Source organism: Bacillus sp. PAMC28748 (assembly GCF_014250415.1).
Lineage (GTDB): Bacteria > Bacillota > Bacilli > Bacillales > Bacillaceae > Bacillus > Bacillus licheniformis.
Map to the genome: position 1 here is coordinate 4,149,174 of NZ_CP060192.1, position 20,644 is coordinate 4,169,817.

Genomic DNA, 20,644 nt, shown 5'->3' on the forward strand with positions numbered 1-20,644 from the left:
GTTAATAAGTCGGCCACCCTTGGGAATCCCAGTACAAGTCATTGATGAGCAGCTTTGATACACCATTGTCCAGCGCGTCGTAAGCATGCCTGACAAGGATCGAGTTGTTCAGAACATCCTGATGTCCCGGCCCTTTCCAGCGGTCATTGCCGGAGTCCAGGATCGTCCCTCCGCCGTTCATCATATTTTTGCCGCTTTTATCATAATAGGGTCCCGTAATGCTCGTTGAACGGCCATAGGCTATTTTATATGTGCTGTCCACCCCTTTGCAGCAGCTGTCAAACGAGACAAATAAGTAATAGTAGCCGTCTTTGTAGGTAATGTTCGGGGCTTCAACCGCTCCTCCGTTATTCGGCCTTGAGGCGATCGAATACAGGCTTCCCGTCGGTTTCATCGTGTTTTTATCAAGCCTTGTCAGCTTAATGCCGCTCCAGAAGGAACCGAATGAGAGCCAGGGGTTTCCGTCTTTGTCAATGACCAGATCAGGGTCAATGGCATTAAACTGATCGCCGGATGTCGACCTGATGACCAGCCCGTCATCCCGCCATTGGCCGGATGAAATCCGGTCTGTCGATGCGAGCCCTATCGCTGATGTGTTTGAACCGAAAGACGAAACCGAGTAGTACAGCCAATACCGGCCGTTATAGTAGCTGATATCCGGTGCCCATTGATGCGGTTCATGATTTGGTACGTACATCTTCCACCATGACAATGGAGTTGGAAAAATACTCGGGGCAGCACTCCAGTTTCTCCCGTCTGTTGACTTAATGACACGCAGCCCTGTGCCGAGCCCTGTTCCAAATGTATACCATGTATTTCCCTCTTTAATGATAGAAGGGTCATGGATGAAATTGTCCCCTTTTGTGTCCCAAAACGCCGCTTTGCCTGATTCAGGCATCGAAAAAGACAGCAGCAGTCCGAATATCAAGGCCGCCAAAGACATTTTCCGCAACACATTTTTCATTCAGCTCACACTCCTGTTCTTGTAATGAAAAAAACAATGCCTCCCTTTCTTTGTCAATTTTTCGAACAATGTTTATATATGTAAGCGCTGTCTTTAACATTCCAAAAAACAAAAAAAGCTGACAGCTTGTAAGATAAGCTGTCAGCCTGCTCTTTCATCAGTCAAACGTAATGTTTTGAACCGTCTCTTTATCCAGTCGTTTAATGACTTCGGTAATTAATTTTACCGCATGTTCATAGTCATCCCGGTGAAGCATGGCCGCGTGCGTATGGATATACCTCGTCGCGATCGTGATCGACAGGGCAGGCACTCCGTTCGCGGTAAGGTGGATTGATCCTGAATCTGTTCCTCCGCCTGAGAGGGCGTCAAATTGATACGGAATGCCGGCTTCATCTGCCACATTCGTTACAAAGTCGCGAAGCCCTTTATGGGACACCATTGATGCATCATAAAGTATGATCTGCGGGCCTTTTCCCATTTTGCTTGCCGACTCTTTTTCGGTAATACCAGGCGTATCACCCGCAATTCCCACGTCGACACCGAAAGCGATATCAGGCTTGATCGTATGCGCGGCTGTTTTCGCGCCTCTCAGCCCTACTTCCTCTTGTACGGTTCCGACGCCGTAGACGACATTCGGATGATCGGCTCCTTTCAGGTTTTTCAGCACGTCGATTGCGATCGCGCAGCCGATACGGTTGTCCCATGCTTTGGCAAGCAGCATTTTTTCATTATTCATCACCGTAAACTCAAAGTAAGGGACGACCTGTTCTCCCGGAAGAACACCCCATTCCATCGCTTCCTCCCTGCTCGACGCCCCGATGTCGATAAACATATCTTTAATATCGACCGATTTTTTTCTCGCCTCCTGAGACAGGACATGAGGAGGCTTTGAACCGATGATACCGGTGATGTCGCCTTTCTTTGTCACGACCGTCACACGCTGCGCCAGCATGACCTGGCTCCACCAGCCTCCGACCGTCTGAAAGCGGAGATAGCCCCTGTCATCGATCCGCGTAACCATAAAACCGACCTCATCAAGATGGCCGGCAATCATAATCTTCGGTCCGTCAGCCTGTCCGGTCTTTTTTGCGATTAAGCTTCCCAGTCTGTCTGTCGTAACCTCGTCGGCAAACGGTTCTATGTACGATTTCATGACTTGTCTGGGTTCTTTTTCATTCGCCGGAATTCCTTTTGCATCAGTTAATTCCTTTAGCATCATCAATGTTTCATCAAGCTTTGCCATCTCTATACAGCCTCCTTAATTAACCCTCATTTACTATTATACAGAAACATCCCTTTTCAATACGACCAATATCGTTTACAGCTTTTTTGGTTAAAAAATGAAACCTTGCGGGAACTGGTTCGTATATATTGGGATATACTCAAAATTACTTTCAAGGGAGGTTCTGTTTTAACATGATTGTCATCATATTGAGACTGGCTTTGCTGGCGCTTTTGGTCTACGTCGTGTACAGGGCCGTTCAATTTTTGGGGAGCCCGGACAGAAGGCTGAAATCAGCACAGGCAAAAAAGCACTTTTATGTTTTGGACGAACAAAAGAATACACGCAAAAATCTCAAGCTGACATTTAAAGGCGTGCTTTTCGAAGGAGAAAAACACATTCCTTCAAAAGACCATCCGCTGTTCATCCATACGATTTTTGTATGGACGGAAGCGCCTGAAGAAAAGCTCAGCTCTTTTACGGAAGAAGACTTCGCGGAACTTGAAGAAAATATTAAAGAGCACTATCCCGATTGCAAAATCGACTGGGATTCGAACATCCAAAAGTGGAAAAACAAAAAAGCAGAAGAGCAATAAAGCCTCGTCTGCTTTTTTAATTCATCATATAAAAGCCGGTCAAAACAGCTTGCACGCCGAGCAAAAAAGGAATGCCGAGCCTGAAGGAAAGGTGTTTTGTCTTATGTCTGAACCGCATCATCCCGAACCAGACGCCTGCGGAGCCAAAAGCAGCCGCAACGAGCCAGATGCGGCGCTCAGACACCCTCCATTTGCCTCTGACCGCTTTTTGCTTATCGGCTTTCATTAAGAAAAAACCGTATCCGTTTATGAGGATCATGTATATCCATATGAGAGTCAATTGTTCATTTCCCCTTGTTTTTCGGTTTGGGCGCCTGCTGCGGCCGGCCTCCCCGAATCGTTTTACATCCTGCTCGAAGAACAAAAGAAAAAGGCCGGAGCCCGGCCTTTTTTCAATTATTTATTCAATTGCGCTTTAGCAGCGTCTGCAAGCTGATTGAATGCGTTCAGATCGTTTACAGCAAGGTCAGCAAGCATTTTGCGGTTTACTTCGATACCGGAAAGCTTAAGACCGTGCATTAAACGGCTGTAAGAAAGACCGTTCATGCGCGCTGCAGCATTGATACGAGTGATCCAAAGTTTGCGGAAATCGCGCTTTTTCTGACGACGGTCGCGGAAAGCGTAGTTTCCTGATTTCATAACCTGCTGGTTAGCTACTTTATATAATGTATGTTTTGAACCAAAATAACCTTTTGCTAATTTGAGAACCTTTTTACGACGTTTGCGTGTAACAGTTCCGCCTTTTACTCTTGGCATTAGATTTCCCTCCTAATTATACCTTTTCCGAAATTACTTAATGTTGGCAAGCTGCTGCTTGATGCGTTTGAAATCGCCGGCGCTTACGACTGCGCTTTTGCGAAGCTTGCGCTTTTGTTTTTGAGATTTATTTGCGAACAAGTGACTTGTATATGCATGAGAACGTTTCAGTTTCCCGGAACCTGTCTTTTTAAAACGTTTCGCAGATCCGCGGTGAGTTTTCATTTTTGGCATGGATGTTTCCTCCTTAATTACTTTTCAGTTTTAGGCGCGAGCACCAGGAACATGCTGCGGCCGTCCATTTTCGGCTTCGTTTCAACAGTCGCCACTTCCGCGCAGGCTTCTGAAAAACGGTCCAGCACGCGCTGCCCGATTTCTTTATGCGTGATCGCACGGCCTTTAAAGCGGATGGACGCTTTCACTTTGTCCCCTTTTTGCAGGAACTTGATGGCGTTGCGAAGCTTTGTATTGAAGTCGTGTTCTTCAATACCAGGGCTCAGCCGAACTTCTTTTAAGTTAATGATTTTTTGATTTTTGCGTGCTTCCTTTTCCTTCTTCTGCTGCTCGAATCTGTACTTTCCATAGTCCATGATCCGGCAGACAGGCGGTTTTGCATTCGCTGCAACCAACACAAGGTCAAGATTTGCGCGACCCGCAATTTCCAGTGCTTCCTGGCGGGATTTGATCCCAAGCTGATCGCCATTTTGTCCGATCAAACGAACTTCACGCGCACGGATACCCTCATTAACCAATTGATCTTTGCTAATAATGAGCCACCTCCATAGAATCTTTGAATTGATTTCACAACTCATTTTGACCGTTTCTTTGCATTCCACAGGCAAACAAAAAGTGCGGGCATCGAAACACCCACACTGCGAACATTGCATAGAAAAATAAGAAATGTACGTTTAACCTGCCAACTACAAGAATGTGTCAATCAGGTGAGAAGCGGGTGCTTCTGCTTGTTGATATATATTCAATTCATTATCCATCTTACATAAACAAATCCTGCAAGTCAAGATATAAAATTTATCACAACATTTGCTATTATATCAGGACACATTTCAAATAGCAATGCTATTTTTTTATTTTTCTTTCAGCCGCTCTATCCGCCGATCATTTGAACACATAACGGAACGACAAACACGGTCACGACGCCGACGACGACAACTGCAATACTCGCCATTGCCGCTTCGACTTCCCCCATTTCAATTCCGACGGCGACGCCGAGGGCATGTCCTGATGTTCCGAGCGCCAACCCTTTGGCGATCGGATGCTGCACTTTGAAGATTTTCAAAAAAAGCGCGCCGAGCGCATAGACGATCACTGCGTTAAAGATGACGGCGAAGGCCGTAATATCTTGAATCCCGCCGATCCCTTTTGATAAAGGAAGAGCAATCGCCGTTGTGGCGGCCTGGGGCAGCATGCTTTTCATGACGGCTCCGTCAAGATGGAGCGCGTTTGCGATCAGATAGACGACGGCAACCGAGCAGACGGAGCCTGCAATAATGGCACCAAGGATTTGCAGCCAATACTTTTTCAACTTGTCCGCCTGTTTATATAAAGGAATGGCGAACGCAATTGTGGCGGGCTCCAAAAAGAACTTAATGATGTCTCCGCCGCTCTTGTAGTCCTCATATGAAAAACCGCCGATTTTTAAAAACGCGATCCCAAGAATCATCGCGACAAACAGAGGCGTGAATAAGAAAAAACCATTTGATTTTTTAAATAAAAAAGTGCCGGTGCCAAATGCGGCCAGTGAAACGACGATACCGAAATAAGGTGTCATAGCGTAAAGAACCTCCTATTGATTCAAGATGCTGTTTTTTTGGCTGGTTCAACTCGTGTGTCTTGACGGTCCTTTTTGCCGACAGACAGAATGAACTGTGAAAACAATCCTGTCGCTGCAAGCAGAATGACGGTGGCCAGGAAAATCACGAGGACGATCGGCAATCCGTATTTCTCCATGACGCCGAGCGAATTCATCACTGATATTCCCGACGGAACGAACAAAAAGCCGATCAGCGAAGTGAGCGCCGTGCCGAGCGATTCAACTTGTTCAAGCTTCAGCACTTTCGTACACAGCAATGCAAACAACAGCACCAAACCGATGACAGATGGAGGAATCGGGATGGGCAGAACCGCGGCGATTCCGTTTGAAATAAACATCATAACAGCAAAAATAAATGCCTGAGTTAAAAAGCCGTATTCTTTTTTACCCTTCATTTCGTTCACCTCTTTGGCTGTGTTGGGTTCATTATATAAAAAGAGCCTCCCCAAAAAAGCGTTTTCAAAATAACTTGCCGGATACGGCCCCTCAATTGCAGAAATGGGAAGCTGAAATGCAAATCACTCTTCCGGCTTTGCAAATTCTTCACAATTATTTAAATTCCAGAATGTGCTAATGAAGCTAAGCTGATCGTATAGTGGTTAATGAGAAATTGATGAGGAGGCCCTGACCCATGGACCATTCAAGAGGAGGCCGCTTTGTTCCGTCTGGCGAATTTGCATCTTTGGCAAGGCGCGGCTTGATGCCTGAAGACGCTTCAATCGCCGCAGGCGCGCCCCGATTTGCAGATTATCCATTCAAGCTTGGAGTGGCTTCAGGAGACCCGCATCCCGACGGGTTTGTCATCTGGACGAGGCTTGCCCCCGATCCGCTTGCCGAAGACGGATTAGGGGGAATGCCTGACAAAGCTGTCCCTGTTCAGTGGGAAGTAGCTGAAGATGAACATTTTCACAAAGTGGTGAAGCGCGGGACGTCCTCTGCGCTCGCTGAGCTTGCCCACTCCGTTCATGTTGAAGTGCACGGTTTAAAGCCGGGAAGCTATTATTGGTACAGGTTTAAAGCGGGCAGGGAAATCAGCCGGACAGGCCGTACAAAAACCGCGCCTGCCCCGCACGCCGACATCAAGGGGATGTCGTTCGCCCTCGCCTCGTGCCAAGCTTGGTACCACGGGTATTTTACGGCTTACCGGCATATGGCCGAAGACCATCCGGACGTTGTTTTTTTCCTCGGAGACTATATTTATGAATATGCCATTAATGCTAAAAATCTTTTCCGCGATGTGACTTTATCCGCTACCCACAACGCAAAAACCGTTACCCTCAGCCAATACAGACTCAGATATTCTCTTTTTAAGACAGATCCGGACCTTCAGGCCATTCATGCGCTGGCTCCCTGGGTTGTGACGATGGATGACCATGAGGTTGAAAACAATTATGCCGGCATCCATTCGCAATACAACGCTTTTCCGGACGATTTTCTCCGGCTGCGCGCAGCGGCGTATCAAGCTTTCTATGAAAATATCCCGATCCGCAGCACATCGATTCCAAAGGGGCCTGACATGCTGATGTACAGGCGGTTCCGCTATGGAAACCTGGCTGAATTCAATGTTTTGGACACCCGGCAGTACCGCAATAATTTTCCGGCAAATGAGGCTGAACGGCTTGAGCCATCCCGCTCCATACTCGGATTTGACCAGGAGCGCTGGCTTTTTCACGGCTTGAGCCGGTCTGACACGATTTGGAACTTTTTAGTCCAGCAAGTCGTGCTGGCTCAAATCGACCGCGACACAGGTCCTGGAGTTGAGTACAGCACAGACCAGTGGGACGGCTTTCCCGCTTGCCGCGACAGGCTTTTTTCCGCATACAAGGCATACGGCATCCAAAACCCCGTTGTACTGACAGGGGATATCCACAGACATGCCGCCGCCGACTTAAAAGCGGACTTCGATGATGCGGGGTCAGCGACAATCGGAACCGAGCTGATCACAACTTCGATATCTTCGGACGCTGACGGCAGCGAGACCGATTCTTTGGCGCCGATCTGGCTCGGAAACCCGCATGTCAAACTGTACAATGCACAGCGCGGCTATGTTCGCTGCCGCTTGACGCCCCGGCAGCTCGAAGCCGACTTTCAGGTTCTTCCTTATATCACACGTCCCGGCGCTCCAGCCTCAACTTATGCCAAGTTCGCCGTTGAAGCAGGACGCCCCGGGCTCCAGCGCATGTTTTAGCTAAAAAACGGCGGTGAAAGACGAATTAAGCCCTTCACCGCCGCTGATCATTTTTTCACACCATATGCAGCCGTTTTTTCAGCTCTTTCGCGTATGTACGGCTGACAGGGATCGTGGAGCCGTCTTTCATCAGGAGGTTGTATGTCGAATTGAACCAGGGTTTGACCTGTTTAATATGATCCATATTTGCGAGAAAACTTCTGTGCACCCTGATCAATGCCGTCTGCGAAAGCTTTTGTTCGAGTACAACCAATGTATCGTGAACCGTGTATGCCTGATCAAAAGTCTTCACTGTGACGTGTCCGCCTTCTAACCCGGCGTATACGATTTCATCGGGATCGAGCACGACGATCGATTCGTCAATGCTGAGAGCCAGCCTGTGGTGGCCTGCAAGCTGCCGCTCCTCCTGTTTGCCGGGGCGCATCCTTTTATATTTGTGGATTGTCTGTCTGATTCGCTCCTCATCAAACGGCTTTGTCAAATAATCAATCGCATCCACTTCAAATGCTTTCAGCGCATATTCATCATAAGCGGTCGCAAAAACGACAGCCGGAGGCGCCGACATTTTTTTCAGCCGCTGCGCAATGTCAAAACCGTTCTCCCCTGACAGATCGATGTCCAGGAAGAGGATATCGGGTTTGCGATCCGCCATTTTGTCAAACGCTTCTTCGATATGTTCAGCTTCGTCAATCGCATCCACTTCTTCAGTCTGCTCTAGTAAATATCTCAGCTCGTCCCGCGCAAACATTTCATCATCCACGATTAATACCTTGAGCATCTCTGTTCCCCTCTCTTTCGGTTTGAAAAGGAATCTTGAAGGATATCTCTGTTCCTTTATCAAGTTCGCTGGCAATCTGCAGAGCAGCCTGGTGCCCGAACAAACCGGTGAGCCGCTGGTTCACATTGTAAAGCGCCGTCCCATTTCCTTCCTTTGAAGGGGCGGGCGCCTGCCCCAGCTGTCCAAGCATCTCCGGATTAATTCCCCTGCCGTTGTCTGACACCTTCATCAAAACGCCGTCCCGCTCTCTCACAGCGCATACTTTTACCGTGCATACCTTTTGTTTTCTCGGAAATGCATGGCGAAGCGCATTTTCAACGAGCAGCTGCAAGATAAAAGGAGGGATTTCCATATTTTCAAGGCCGTCCTCGATATGAAAATCAATATGATACTTGCCCGGAAATCGGGCCTGCTCCAATGATAAATAGGCTTCCAGATGGTTCAGCTCTTTTGAAAGCGGAATCATCAGCTGCCTGGCTCCCTGCAGATTGGAACGAAAATAAACGCTCAGCTGCAAGAGAAGTTTTCGCGTTTTTTCCGGATCTGTCCTGCACAGAGCAGAAATCGTATGGATGGCATTAAATAAAAAGTGCGGATTGACCTGCGCCTGAAGCGCCTTGATTTCGGCATCTTTCAAAAGCTTGCTTTGCAGCTCAGCCTCACCGAGTTCTAGCTGAGTGGAAAAAAGCATGGCAAGCCCTTCGGCCAGCTCTTCCGTCACACGGTTAAGACCGGACGGGTGCTTGAAGTACAGCTTCAGCGTGCCGATTGTTTCGCGGTTGGAGAAGAGCGGCAGTACGATCGCCGCCTGCAGCGGACAGGAACGGTGCGCACACTCGATTTCATCGCGCGACTTCACTTTCATGACCTTTCCGGTTTGAATGACTTTTTTCGATAAACCGGTGATCAGATTTTTCGAAGGAATATGATGATCTGCTCCATCTCCGACATGAGCGAGAATGTTCTCTCTATCCGTAATCGATACGGCATCCGTCCCTGTCATGCGGTGTATAATGAGAGCGGCGCTTTTGCAGGAATCCTCATTCAGTCCCCGGCGGAAAAAAGGAAGCGTCTGATCCGCTATCGAAAATACCTTATGGGTCTGAACGGCCCGCGCCTGTTCCTCTTTGCGGATAATAGACTGAATGATCGATAGAAAAATAAAGCTGCCCGTCCCGTTGACAATCGTCATTGGAATGCCGATCATCTGAACAAGCGCAAGTGCCTCAGCCTGCGGTTTTGCAAGCACGAGAATCATAAGCATCTGCAGGCCCTCCATACAAATGCCCGCAAGAGCGGCTACCCGCGGTGTCACCATCTGGTGCCGATTCCTGAAAAAGCTGCCGATATAACCCGCAATGACACCTGCCAGCAGTGAAGAAACCGCGCAGCTCAAAGCCGTCGTCCCTCCCAGTGAAAAACGGTGAATGCCTGAGAGCAGTCCGACACCCGCTCCGACAAACGGCCCTCCGATCAAGCCGCCGATTTCGACGCCGAGAATTCTCGTATTGGCAATCGAGCTTGACGGGTCGATTGCGAAAATCCAGTCATTGTTCAAAATCTCGCGCTCCCGGATTTCAATGCCTGTATAGTTGCTGATGATGCTGAACAAGGAAAAAATAAAGATGAGAACTCCCTTGCCCTTATACCCTTCCGGATGCTGTAGGTGCTGACGGAACACCTTCATATGGGCCAACATAAAGCCCAGAATGACGATGATCCCCACTCTCTCCAGCATCATAATCATGAGTTGGACCATGTACTTCCCCTTGCTTTCTTTCTGAATCGGAATCTGCTCTTATTCTATCATACCTCTCTTTATTCACTCTTTGAGACGGCATGGCTTTAAAACCTTTTAACGGCCAAAACCGCTTCATGAGCAAAATAAAAAAGGCAGCAATTGTCTGCCGCCGTTTACTTATTTGCTGCTTCCCACTTTGAAATTAACAATCAGCCACACAACTTGAATGATGAATGGAAATATAAATGCAATTAACAAAACGATAAATGCTATTAATTTAAGTTCAGGTGTTTGAGCAACACCAGCGCCATCAACATCTCTCAGCCAAACAACAGCTGCTCCGATTACAAAAACGGCCGTCCACAATATGTTGCAAATCCACCAAAATACCCAGCGTTTTTTCACAATACCATTCCTTCCATCTCCTCAACTATAAAACGATTCTTCCTCCCGCGCATGGGCCAGCATCACCATCATCAAATAGATCTTAGAAACGTTTTCCAAACAATAGATTTCGTTTCATTTTATCATATTCAAGAAGCTTTCATACTTTGATACTGCATTACATCACATTCTTAAATCATTTCTTTCACATCCCTTTGATCTATTGTAAAATAAATGAGAGAATTCTATAAATTATTGGCAGAGGAGAAGATGATGAAAGCCGTATTTTTTGATTTAGACGATACATTGCTCTGGGATGAAAAAAGCGTCAGTACAGCATTTTCCAAAACGTGCCTTAAAGCTGAAGAAAAATACGGAATCCATGCGGAAGAATTTGAAGCAGCCGTGCGCGAAGAAGCGCGAAAGCTTTACACGTCTTATGAAACATATCCATACACCGTCATGATCGGCATCAACCCATTTGAAGGCCTGTGGTCAAACTTCAGCGAGCCGATCAGCGAAGGGTTTCAAAAACTGAACAAAATTGTTCCCGAATACAGAAGAAACGCATGGACAAACGGATTGAAGGCGTTTGGCATCGACGATCCCGCCTTCGGGGAAGAACTCGGCGAATATTTTGCGGCAGTGCGCCGAAAGAGCCCTTTTGTTTATGAAGAAACATTTGCCGTTTTAGATGAGCTGAAAGGAAAAGTAGAGCTTCTTTTGCTGACAAACGGCGATCCGAGCCTGCAGAAAGAAAAGTTGGCAGGCGTACCGGAACTTGCTCCTTATTTTAATGAAATCGTGATTTCCGGTGAATTCGGAAAAGGAAAGCCTGATCCAAGCATATTTGAACACTGCCTCACCCTCCTCGGCATGACAAAAGATGATGCCGTGATGGTCGGAGACAACTTGAACACCGACATTCTCGGGGCTTCCAGAGCAGGCATCCAAACCGTCTGGGTCAACCGCAAAGGCAAAAAGAATGAAACTGATGTTGCACCTGATCACGAAATCAGCCATTTAAGCGAACTGTTCGATATCCTCCGCGGACAAGCAGCGGACAAGCTAAGCAAAAAAGCATGACTCCCGGGCGGGAATCATGCTTTTTTCTTGTTTATTTCTTTGCTTCAGCAACGGCTTTTTTGATAAAGTCTGCAATTGCAACCGTTTCTGATTTTTGCTCTCCGTATTTGCGGACGTTGACGGCTTCGTTTTCAACTTCCTGGTCGCCGACGACAAGCATGTAAGGGATTTTTTGCATCTGCGCTTCACGGATTTTATAGCCGATTTTCTCGTCGCGGGTATCGACTTCAACGCGAAGCCCTTCACGCTGCAGGCGCTCTTGAACTTTTTTGGCGTAGTCAAGATGCACAGACGGCGATACAGGGATGACCTGGAACTGAACAGGGGCAAGCCATGTCGGCAATGCGCCTTTATGCTCCTCAATTAAGAAAGCGACAAAGCGTTCCATTGTCGATACGACACCTCTGTGAATGACGACCGGACGATGAGGTTTTCCGTCTTCCCCGACATATGTCAGATCGAATTTTTCAGGAAGAAGGAAGTCCAGCTGAACAGTTGACAGAGTTTCCTCTTTGCCGATTGCTGTTTTGACCTGAACGTCAAGCTTCGGTCCGTAGAAGGCCGCTTCCCCTTCAGCTTCGTAATAATCATGGCCGATCTCGTCCATCGCCTCCTTCAGCATCGATTGCGCTTTGTTCCACATTTCATCGTCATCGTAGTATTTCTCTGTATCTTCAGGGTCGCGGTAAGACAAGCGGAATGAATACTCTTCCAGTCCGAAGTCTTCGTATACATCCTGAATCAGGCGGACAGTTCGAATGAACTCGTCTTTGATTTGATCTGGACGGACGAAAATGTGGGCGTCATTCAGCGTCATTCCGCGGACGCGCTGCAGCCCTGAAAGAGCCCCTGACATTTCATAGCGGTGCATCGTTCCGAGCTCGGCGATCCGGATCGGAAGCTCACGGTAGCTGTGAATGTCGTTTTTATAAATCATCATATGGTGCGGACAGTTCATCGGACGAAGCACAAGTGTTTCATTGTCCATCTCCATCGGCGGGAACATGCCGTCTTGATAATGATCCCAGTGGCCTGATGTTTCATACAGGTCTTTGCTGCCGAGGACAGGGGTGTACACGTGCTCATAGCCGAGCGCGAGCTCTTTGTCAACGATATAGCGCTCGATGACGCGTCTGATGGTCGCACCCTTTGGCAGCCAAAGCGGCAGACCCTGGCCGACTTTTTGCGAATTGGCGAACAGCTTCAGTTCTTTTCCGAGTTTTCTGTGGTCGCGTTCTTTCGCTTCCTCAAGGAGGCGAAGATGCTCTTCAAGCTCGGCTTTTTTGAAGAAAGCCGTCCCATAGATGCGCTGGAGCATCTTGTTGTTGCTGTCTCCGCGCCAGTATGCCCCCGCAAGGCTCAGCAGCTTGAACTCCTTGATTTTGCCCGTCGAAGGAACGTGAACACCGCGGCACAGATCGAAGAATTCGCCCTGCTCATAGATCGATACCGTCTCGCCTTCCGGAATCGCATCAAGCAGTTCCAATTTCAGATCATCGCCGATTTCGGCAAACAGGGCTCTGGCTTCCTCTCGGCTGACTTCTTTTCTTACGATCGGCAGATTTTCCCCGACGATTTTTTTCATTTCCTTCTCAATCTTCGGAAGGTCTTCCGGAGTCAGCGCTTCTTCCAAATCCACGTCGTAGTAGAAGCCGTTTTCGATAACCGGGCCGACCCCGAGCTTCACGTTTTTATACAGGCGCTTGATCGCCTGGGCCATTAAGTGTGCAGTACTGTGGCGCATGATTTCAAGCGCTTCTTCGCTGCCTTCTGTAATGATTTCGATGGCGCCGTCCTCAAGGATCGGTGCGCGCAGATCGATTTCTTTGCCGTTTAATTTCCCCGCTATCGCTTTTTTCTTTAAGCCGGGACTGATTGATGCCGCGATATCTTCTGTTGTCGTCGCTTTTGCAAACTCCTTAACCGCTCCGTCAGGAAATTTGATTTTTACCATATCTGACATCCTAGTCACTCCTTTTTTTTACAAAATAAAAAATCCCCGTCCCCCTAAGAAAGGGACGAGGATTAATAAACGGAATTCGTGGTTCCACCCTTTTTCCCGAAAACGCAAAAAACCCGGCGCGCTCTCGGCTTTCGGTTCTGTAACGGGAAGTCCCGTCAGTCATTACTAGACAAATTGCCGTTCACAACTGATGTTCAAAGGCGGTAAAAAAATGATCCTTGGCATAAGAGACTTTCAGCCATGGTCTCCCTCTCTGTCAAACCGGTGTTCATCTTTTCATGTCCTTATCAATACATGATATCTTTAAGTTTATACCGTATTATAAATTGTTTTTCACGCAAAATCAAGAATGCTCTTCCAAAATGTTTTCCCGCGGATGAAAGGCGCCAAGCGGAAGAATCCGCACCCTCTCCTGAAAAATATTTTGAATGGTCTGAACCATGGCGTGTTCCCGGTCTTCTGTATAGAGGTCTATTTTTTCCGGCGCAATCGATACGAGCGGAGCCAGGAGATGGGAATCAATATACATTGGGTGTTCTCTTACGAACCGCCTGTCTATGTATTTTTTTTGTTCCCGTTCAGAAATATACTTTAATTCCCACAATACAAAGTAACCGTCGTGCACAATGTGGACATGGTCAAGCATCGGCTCTTTCGACATGACGTAGTCTCTCAGCGATTGAATGAATGTCTGATATTCCTGCTCCATTTTATACTCGTCGATCGCCGCCTCCACATAAGATCTGAGGCGTTCATAATACTTCGCAAGGCGAAACGTCATAAATGACCGAATCGAAAAGACGTTTTCCTCAAGACAGATCGCTTGGAGCTCCTGAATGATGTAATGTTCGCGAGGGGTGTCGTCCTTGTTGAGAGGAAGCCCTTCAAGTTCGCCCTCCATAATGCTGTGGGCCAATTGAAGAATCTGCTGCTGTTCATCCCGGTCCAAAAAGTAATAATCGCCTTCAATGACCGAAAGCATGTATTCATCTTCTTTGCATTCTGTAAAAAATCTCGTCAGAACCGGCTCAATATAGGCCTGAATACTGACAGAGGAATGGGTCTTTTCAATTCCGATCTTCCCTGGCGCTTCGTGAATCCTGATATGCCGATTCGCATCCGCATTGCGAAGGAGATGCAAAAACGCGGCTGTATCATAATCATCTTCAAATGTAATTTCAAGCATGTTTGTCCCCCCTAACAACATCTGTTACATGTATATGGGGGTGACAAATAAAATAGACGTAAAAAAAGGATGAGCCCTTAATCGAGGAGCGCCTGCACTTTTTTTCTGAACAAAAGCGGCACTGTAATGAATATCAGGTAAATTGCGGCTGTAACCGCAATCGCTATGATGTCGCCGGTCAAGAGGCTTGACCCGAGCACGTTTAAAATAATGGTGCCCGGTATGATACCCGCGGCCGTCGCCAGGGCAAACGACAGAGGCTTCACTTTGGAAACGCCTGCCGCATAGCTGACCGCGTCAAAATGAATCGGCGCCAGCCTCAAGAGCAAAATGCAGAAAAAGCCGTTTTTCCGCAAAAGCGTCCGCAGGCTGTCGAGCTTCAGCGGCATGTGCTGAAAGTATCCGCCGAGCCTGTATGCAAGAGCGAATGATAAAAATGCACCGCCTGCCGCACCGATAAAAGAATACAAAGAGCCAAACAGCGGACCGAATGCGAGGCCGCCGCTGACGGCGAAAACGGAAGCAGGAAGCAGCAAAAACGGCCGGATCATCAATAGTCCGATATAGATCAACGGGGCGAAAATCCCAAAGGATAAGACGCCTTCTCTTATATGAGCAGGGCTCAGATTCAGGTATTTCGCATTCAGCCATAGTCCGGCCGCCGCGATTACGGCGATTACCGTCCATTTGGCCAAGGTTCTTTTTCGCATCTTCTTCATCTCCGTGATTGAAGCTCGGTGTCAAATGATTACTGACGCCGGTTTTTCCCGTCCAGCCGGACAGGCGTCGCTAAATACAGCACCCTTTCCATCAGCCTTGCCGCTTTTACTTCTTCTTTTTCTCCCCTTTGCGAATAGGTGAAATGGTGTTTCAGTTCATCAGGATCAAAGTTTGAAGAGAAAAACGTCGGCAGCTGCTGGGACATTCTGTGCTGAAGGATGGCGCCGAGCACCTCATCCCTCACCCAGCTTGACATGGACTCCGCACCGATGTCATCGAGCATCAGAATCGGCGTAGACTTGACCATATCAAGCTTTTCCTCAAGCGACTGATCATGTATCGCATTTTTCAGCTCCCTGACAAATTCAGGAACATAGACGAGAATGGACGGATGATCCTTTGCGGCAAGCTCATTTGCAATGGCGGCCAGCATAAAGGTCTTTCCGACCCCGAACTTCCCGTAGACGTAAATGCCTTTTCCCTTTCCCGTTTCGTTATAGTCATGCAAGAATCCCGTCACAAGCTGAAGGACCTTCAATCTGCTCGGGTCATCTCCGTCAATATCGGCAAACGTAGCATTCAGAAGATCCTGTTGAATATAGATGCTTTTAATCAGCGACCTCTGTCTTTCCCTCTCGTCCGCTTTCTTTTTTTCCGGACACCTATCGTATTGAACATCGATTGTTTTTCCGTTCAGCACAAGCTTTGGATGATAACCCTGTATCAGGTTTTTGCATTCTTTCAGACCCGGGCAGTCTTGGCATGCTTTGCTTTGCTGTGTATATTCATAAAGCTTGTTAAGGCTCCTGTCGATCATTCCTTGATCCACTTCTGACTGGCGGCTGTTTAAAAACGCCTGAACATCCTTGTCAGAGAGCACTTTTTCTTTCATATCTTCAAGGCGTTTTTTAAAATCGGGTCTCGTCGTCACGCCTTGCAAAGCGCGTTTAATCGGCTCCATCATCTTGTCACCTCACATTAAAGAGCGGAATGGTTTTTCAGTTTTTTTACTTCTTCGAGCAGCTTCTGTTTCTGCTGGTCAAAGCCTTCTCTGGTTGCAGGACCAGCCTGCTCTGTTTCCAGCGGTTTGCTGTCAGCATCGTCACTTTCCCGAAGCCAATCAGGCAGCTTTTCTTCTCTGATGACTTTCTTGTTCCGGGAAGTCTTTTTCTTCCCTTCCGCCCATTCAAGATATTGGCGGTTTTCTTCTTTCGCAAGCTTCATGGCCTCTCTAACCGTACGAACTTTTTTTCTGGCCCAGTGGGAAGCGATTTTTTGCGTGTAATTTTTCGAAAGCTTCATATCGGTTTTCAGCATGACATAATAAATCAGAACATTGATGACGCCGGGCTCTAATTTTTGGTCAAGCATAATTTCTTCTATAATTTTCAGATCGGCTTTGGATGGTTCCGCTCCGCCGCCAATATCCTGCAGCAGCTTTCTTGGCGATACTTGCTCAAGCAAAGCGATCAAATTGTCTTCCTTGGCGTTTGTGGACGACTGTTGATTCGGCTGTTCGCGGAGATTCATCGGCTGCACTTTGTCGACGAGTTCCGGAAGCGGGCCGCCGCGCTCGATCTGATACCAGTCGCTCGCCGCTTTTCTGAGCGCCTCTGTCGTGATCATATCGTGTTCGTCAACGGCTGACATGACGACGTTTTGCATCTGAAGCGGTTCGATACCGTAGAGAAAGGCCAGCTTTTTAATCGTTTCCTTTACTTGGTCTGTCAGCGCTTTTCTCGGGATAAGCGTGTCAGATAAACCGGCGAGAAACAGTTGAAAGTCAAAGGCGCCGTCTGTGACTGCTGCCGGTTGGCTATTCCCTTCTTTCATCCATTCATGATCTTCGCGAAGCTCCATCGCTTCGATCATATCGTCGGACATCTTCCATTCGCTCGGCTGGACAGATGCAAAAACTTCATTGAAAGAACGGGTGATGTCCCGTGCTTCTTCAGGAACAGACGGGTGGGAAAAATATTCTTTCAGCTGCTGAAACCTCGCCTTTCCGACGCGGTTGTACAAGAAGACATTCAGCATGCCGTCCTGAAAGAACTCGTCCGGTCTGAGCGGCGGAATCAATTCATATATAAACAAACGTTCGTGTTCCGTTTCTTTTATATAAGTTTTCAACAGTCCGATCCCCTCAAGCTTTTCCTTTTCTGAGTGAATCGTCTTCAGGCTGGTCTGCATCGCCGCCATCAGCTGTCTGTGAGTCGAGCTTTTTCCCCAGACTCTGTTTTGCTCCAGCTCTCCCCACAGCGTGAGAAACAAGCTGAACGAAAAAGAGCCGATTAAAGGCTGATACAATAGCGTGACAATTTGCCGGTCCAAGTCCTGCAGCAATCCGCTGCTTTTGACAACATACGGATCGACAGGAAGCAAATCTTTCCAATAATTACTCATATCTTTTGTCAACCTTCCACTTTGTTTCTTGTCCTCATTTTACACCTTTTTCAGGCTTTCATGTCACACGACTGTGTTTTTGTCATGAGAAAAGAGCTGGATCAATTTACAGCTCTTTACCGTTCTTTCTTTATTAAATCTTTCAGCTCGTCGATAAATACGTTAATATCTTTAAATTGGCGGTATACTGAAGCAAACCGTACATATGCGACTTCGTCGATTTTCGCAAGCCTGTCCATCACCATTTCTCCGATCATGTCGCTTTTCACTTCAGAAACGCCTTGATTTCTAAGCTCTTTTTCAATTTCAAAGCAAATATCCTCAAGCTGCTTCAAGGCGACAGGGCGCTTTTCGCACGCTTTGATCAAACCGCGGAGCATTTTCTCGCGGCTGAATTCTTCCCGGATTCCTTCTTTTTTTACGACGATGAGCGGAATTTCTTCCACTTTTTCAAATGTAGTAAATCGATAGTTGCACGATTCGCATTCGCGTCTTCTGCGAATCGATCTGCCTTCGTCAACCGGACGGGAGTCCAAAACCCTCGTCCCATTATGCTGACATGCTGGACATTTCATTTTTTCAGCTCCTATTCAATTGTTTGAATGTACAGATTCCTGCAGCTTTCCGTCCAGTTCGCTGTATAGCGTCGAGACAAGCCCGCGGCTGTAGCCAAAATCGGTCGGCAAAAACGTTTCAGTTGACACATTAAAGTCCACCGCTGTATCAAAAGGCCGAATCGAAACGACTGTCGCCACCACAAAAGCTTTTCTCGTTTTTTTAACTTCGGCGCTGATTTCTCCTCTTTCCTCCGACACTGACGTCACCTTGCAGCCGTCAAGGCCTTCCAGCACTTCCTTTACAGCATTGAGCGCTTCTTTTGACGCCGCTTTATAATAGCGGCTCTTCAGCTCTTCCGAAGGATGGCGGTCAGACGTTTCGGCGTGTGTAGAAAAAAACCGTTGAATGTTTTGAAAAAGACTCATATCCCCTGTCCCCTTTGTCTTTCTTCTCTATATTTTATTAAAAAAATGGTTGATTTCCAAGGGAAAACAAAACAGCAAGAGAATGCCGGGGAATATGGTTTGGGGATTTTCGGGAGAGGAAAGAAAAAGGAGCGGATTTTAAAAGCGGTGTCCGCTTTTTCATCCAGCTCCTCTATCGGCATTAAAGTGCCTGTGCTTTGGCTTTGGCCTGTTTCACCTGAACAGGTCCCATGCCTCTCGGTATTTCAATGTTCTCTCTTGTTTCCGCTCTTAACTCTTCTGCGATATAATCGGCAGCTACGTTCGGATCTAAATCTCCGCAAGTATAAACATCAATGCTGGCATATCCGTGTTCAGGAAAACTGTGAATGGTCAAGTGAGATTCTGAAATAATCACGACTCCGCTTACACCTTGAGGCGCAAACTTATGAAAGGCTACCTCACGTACCTCAGCACCTGACTTCAGTGCCGCATTTACAAACGTTTTTTCAATAAAATCCATGTCATTCAGCTTATCAAAATCGCATCCCCACAGTTCGGAGATAACGTGACGCCCCATTGTTTCCATAGCATGGACCCCCCTTAACAAGAATTAAAAAAGTGAATTTCCAAGCAACTGAACCGGTCAATTACCACGGGGGAAAGTTAGTCCGGAGAGGTCCTAACCCTTTAAGTAATGCCGAAGCGCTCACGAACTAGAAGTTCACGAAAAATAGTATACTTTGTTTGAATATTTTTTGCAAGGCGGTTTTATCATTTGATGGTTAAGGGGTATTTATTTTTTTATCCGTCCATGCTCTTATTTTATACAGCTGAGGGGTGTTTCATTCTTGAAGCCGCGTATCTGATCAAATCGACAACCCTGCACGAATATCCCCATTCATTGTCATACCATGCGAGCACTTTCACCTTTCTGTTTTCAAGCACCATTGTCGAAAGACTGTCGATCACCGCCGAGTATGGATTCGTATTAAAATCGGATGAAACGAGCGGTTCATCGCATACATCGATGATCCCGGACATGGAGCCTGCCGCCGCCATGCGGAACGCCTCATTAATATCCTCCGACGTCACATCGCTTTTCAAATCAGCCACAAGGTCAACGAGCGACACATTTGAGACGGGAACGCGCAGGGCCAGGCCGTGCATTCTACCCTTTAAATGGGGCATGACAAGTGACAGCGCTTTCGCGGCGCCTGTCGTTGTCGGAATGATCGAAGATCCGCAGGCGCGCGCCCTCCTCAAGTCTTTGTGCGGATTATCAATATTTTTTTGATCATTTGTAAAAGCGTGTACGGTTGTCACCAGGCCGTTTTCAATGCCGAATGCATCATCAAGCACTTTTGCGACTGGAGCGAGACAATTCGTCGTACAGGAAGCGTTTGAAATAATCGTATGACGCTCCGCATCAAAATCGCGTTCGTTGACACCCATTACAATTGTGATGTCTTCATTTTTGCCCGGCGCCGTCAAAATAACTTTTTTCGCGCCGGCTTCAATATGTGCTTCCGCTTTTTCCTTTGAGTTGAATTTCCCCGTCGCTTCCACGACGATGTCGATCCCGTATTGTCCCCATGGAAGAAGCTTAGGGTCCCTCTGATTGGTCAGCATGACCTTTTTACCGTTAACGAACAGGCAGTCGTCTCCAGCCTTTACATCAAGTTCATAACGGCCGTGATTTGTGTCATACTTTATTAAATGAGCGAGCGTTTCCGGAGGATAGCTCGCATTGATCACCGCAATGTCAATCTGTTCATCAAGCATCGCTTTTCTAAACACCATTCTGCCGATTCGGCCGAATCCGTTTATCGCAACTTTCACTTTCATCAAATATGCACCCCTT

At 47.4% G+C, this 20,644-nt stretch carries 23 protein-coding genes and 1 other annotated feature; of the genes, 3 read left to right on the plus strand and 20 right to left on the minus strand.

Going from position 1 to position 20,644, the window contains the following annotated elements; genetic code table 11:
* Position 1: 1 nt before the first annotated feature.
* Complete coding sequence (locus H7F26_RS21445) at positions 2-964, minus strand: arabinan endo-1,5-alpha-L-arabinosidase AbnA (protein WP_003184259.1); 963 nt, start codon at positions 962-964, stop codon at positions 2-4.
* Between the two features lie 157 nt (positions 965-1,121).
* Positions 1,122-2,207 carry a M42 family metallopeptidase gene (locus tag H7F26_RS21450; protein ID WP_061876390.1) on the minus strand — a complete coding sequence of 362 codons (1,086 nt, stop codon included), beginning with the start codon at positions 2,205-2,207 and terminating at the stop codon, positions 1,122-1,124.
* A gap of 173 nt (positions 2,208-2,380) precedes the next feature.
* Here H7F26_RS21450 and H7F26_RS21455 point away from each other — a divergent pair, with 173 nt between their 5' ends.
* Positions 2,381-2,782, plus strand: a complete 402-nt coding sequence (locus H7F26_RS21455) for a hypothetical protein (RefSeq protein ID WP_009329349.1) — start codon at positions 2,381-2,383, stop codon at positions 2,780-2,782.
* 16 nt (positions 2,783-2,798) lie between these two features.
* On the opposite strand, the gene H7F26_RS21460 is transcribed toward H7F26_RS21455, so the two are convergent.
* The 6 genes from H7F26_RS21460 to lrgA all read right to left on the minus strand — a co-directional run bounded on the left by H7F26_RS21460 (position 2,799) and on the right by lrgA (position 5,764).
* A complete protein-coding gene (locus H7F26_RS21460) occupies positions 2,799-3,062 on the minus strand; it encodes a DUF1294 domain-containing protein (RefSeq protein ID WP_003184264.1) in 264 nt (87 codons plus the stop codon).
* 116 nt (positions 3,063-3,178) lie between these two features.
* The gene (gene rplT, locus H7F26_RS21465) at positions 3,179-3,538 is read right to left on the minus strand and encodes a 50S ribosomal protein L20 (RefSeq protein WP_003184266.1); all 360 of its coding nucleotides are present in this window, start codon (positions 3,536-3,538) and stop codon (positions 3,179-3,181) included.
* Positions 3,539-3,571: 33 nt separating this feature from the next.
* A complete protein-coding gene (gene rpmI, locus H7F26_RS21470) occupies positions 3,572-3,772 on the minus strand; it encodes a 50S ribosomal protein L35 (RefSeq protein ID WP_003184267.1) in 201 nt (66 codons plus the stop codon).
* A gap of 17 nt (positions 3,773-3,789) precedes the next feature.
* The gene (gene infC / locus H7F26_RS21475; protein WP_111304963.1) at positions 3,790-4,308 is read right to left on the minus strand and encodes a translation initiation factor IF-3; all 519 of its coding nucleotides are present in this window, start codon (positions 4,306-4,308) and stop codon (positions 3,790-3,792) included.
* 67 nt (positions 4,309-4,375) lie between these two features.
* Positions 4,376-4,508 (minus strand) — a sequence feature (ribosomal protein L20 leader region).
* Between the two features lie 135 nt (positions 4,509-4,643).
* Positions 4,644-5,327: an antiholin-like protein LrgB gene (gene lrgB / locus H7F26_RS21480; protein WP_003184270.1), complete on the minus strand. Its 684-nt coding sequence runs from the start codon at positions 5,325-5,327 to the stop codon at positions 4,644-4,646.
* A 23-nt stretch (positions 5,328-5,350) separates the two neighbouring features.
* Positions 5,351-5,764 (minus strand): antiholin-like murein hydrolase modulator LrgA, encoded by a 414-nt coding sequence (gene lrgA, locus H7F26_RS21485; RefSeq protein WP_003184272.1) that lies wholly within the window; start codon positions 5,762-5,764, stop codon positions 5,351-5,353.
* A 236-nt stretch (positions 5,765-6,000) separates the two neighbouring features.
* On the opposite strand from lrgA, the gene H7F26_RS21490 reads away from it, so the two are divergent.
* Positions 6,001-7,557 carry an alkaline phosphatase D family protein gene (locus H7F26_RS21490; protein WP_017474651.1) on the plus strand — a complete coding sequence of 519 codons (1,557 nt, stop codon included), beginning with the start codon at positions 6,001-6,003 and terminating at the stop codon, positions 7,555-7,557.
* A gap of 55 nt (positions 7,558-7,612) precedes the next feature.
* Here the strand turns inward: H7F26_RS21490 and H7F26_RS21495 are convergent, their stop codons facing one another.
* The 3 genes from H7F26_RS21495 to H7F26_RS21505 form a co-directional block, all read right to left on the minus strand.
* Positions 7,613-8,335: a LytR/AlgR family response regulator transcription factor gene (locus H7F26_RS21495; RefSeq protein ID WP_003184275.1), complete on the minus strand. Its 723-nt coding sequence runs from the start codon at positions 8,333-8,335 to the stop codon at positions 7,613-7,615.
* Entirely contained in the window at positions 8,310-10,094 is a 1,785-nt protein-coding gene (locus H7F26_RS21500) for a sensor histidine kinase (RefSeq protein ID WP_003184277.1), read from the minus strand. The genes H7F26_RS21495 and H7F26_RS21500 overlap by 26 nt, the downstream gene beginning before the upstream one ends.
* A 159-nt stretch (positions 10,095-10,253) precedes the next feature.
* Entirely contained in the window at positions 10,254-10,481 is a 228-nt protein-coding gene (locus tag H7F26_RS21505; RefSeq protein ID WP_003184279.1) for a DUF3923 family protein, read from the minus strand.
* Between the two features lie 252 nt (positions 10,482-10,733).
* Here H7F26_RS21505 and H7F26_RS21510 point away from each other — a divergent pair, with 252 nt between their 5' ends.
* Positions 10,734-11,546, plus strand: coding sequence for an HAD family hydrolase (locus tag H7F26_RS21510; RefSeq protein WP_025807586.1), 813 nt, complete (start codon positions 10,734-10,736; stop codon positions 11,544-11,546).
* Between the two features lie 31 nt (positions 11,547-11,577).
* Here the strand turns inward: H7F26_RS21510 and thrS are convergent, their stop codons facing one another.
* From thrS to H7F26_RS21555, 9 genes are all read right to left on the minus strand, one after another.
* Entirely contained in the window at positions 11,578-13,509 is a 1,932-nt protein-coding gene (gene thrS, locus H7F26_RS21515; RefSeq protein ID WP_003184282.1) for a threonine--tRNA ligase, read from the minus strand.
* A 343-nt stretch (positions 13,510-13,852) separates the two neighbouring features.
* Positions 13,853-14,695, minus strand: a complete 843-nt coding sequence (ytxC, locus tag H7F26_RS21520) for a putative sporulation protein YtxC (protein ID WP_009329355.1) — start codon at positions 14,693-14,695, stop codon at positions 13,853-13,855.
* 77 nt (positions 14,696-14,772) lie between these two features.
* On the minus strand, positions 14,773-15,405 hold the full coding sequence (locus H7F26_RS21525; RefSeq protein WP_016885583.1) for a TVP38/TMEM64 family protein: 633 nt from the start codon (positions 15,403-15,405) through the stop codon (positions 14,773-14,775).
* Positions 15,406-15,443: 38 nt separating this feature from the next.
* Positions 15,444-16,376, minus strand: coding sequence for a primosomal protein DnaI (gene dnaI, locus H7F26_RS21530; RefSeq protein ID WP_011198187.1), 933 nt, complete (start codon positions 16,374-16,376; stop codon positions 15,444-15,446).
* 17 nt (positions 16,377-16,393) lie between these two features.
* The gene (locus H7F26_RS21535) at positions 16,394-17,818 is read right to left on the minus strand and encodes a replicative helicase loading/DNA remodeling protein DnaB (protein ID WP_003184290.1); all 1,425 of its coding nucleotides are present in this window, start codon (positions 17,816-17,818) and stop codon (positions 16,394-16,396) included.
* A 116-nt stretch (positions 17,819-17,934) separates the two neighbouring features.
* The gene (nrdR, locus tag H7F26_RS21540; RefSeq protein WP_003184292.1) at positions 17,935-18,393 is read right to left on the minus strand and encodes a transcriptional regulator NrdR; all 459 of its coding nucleotides are present in this window, start codon (positions 18,391-18,393) and stop codon (positions 17,935-17,937) included.
* Between the two features lie 15 nt (positions 18,394-18,408).
* A complete protein-coding gene (locus H7F26_RS21545; RefSeq protein ID WP_003184295.1) occupies positions 18,409-18,801 on the minus strand; it encodes a hypothetical protein in 393 nt (130 codons plus the stop codon).
* 181 nt (positions 18,802-18,982) lie between these two features.
* On the minus strand, positions 18,983-19,369 hold the full coding sequence (gene speD, locus H7F26_RS21550) for an adenosylmethionine decarboxylase (RefSeq protein WP_003184296.1): 387 nt from the start codon (positions 19,367-19,369) through the stop codon (positions 18,983-18,985).
* Positions 19,370-19,605: 236 nt separating this feature from the next.
* A complete protein-coding gene (locus tag H7F26_RS21555; RefSeq protein WP_003184298.1) occupies positions 19,606-20,628 on the minus strand; it encodes a glyceraldehyde-3-phosphate dehydrogenase in 1,023 nt (340 codons plus the stop codon).
* Positions 20,629-20,644: the final 16 nt, after the last annotated feature.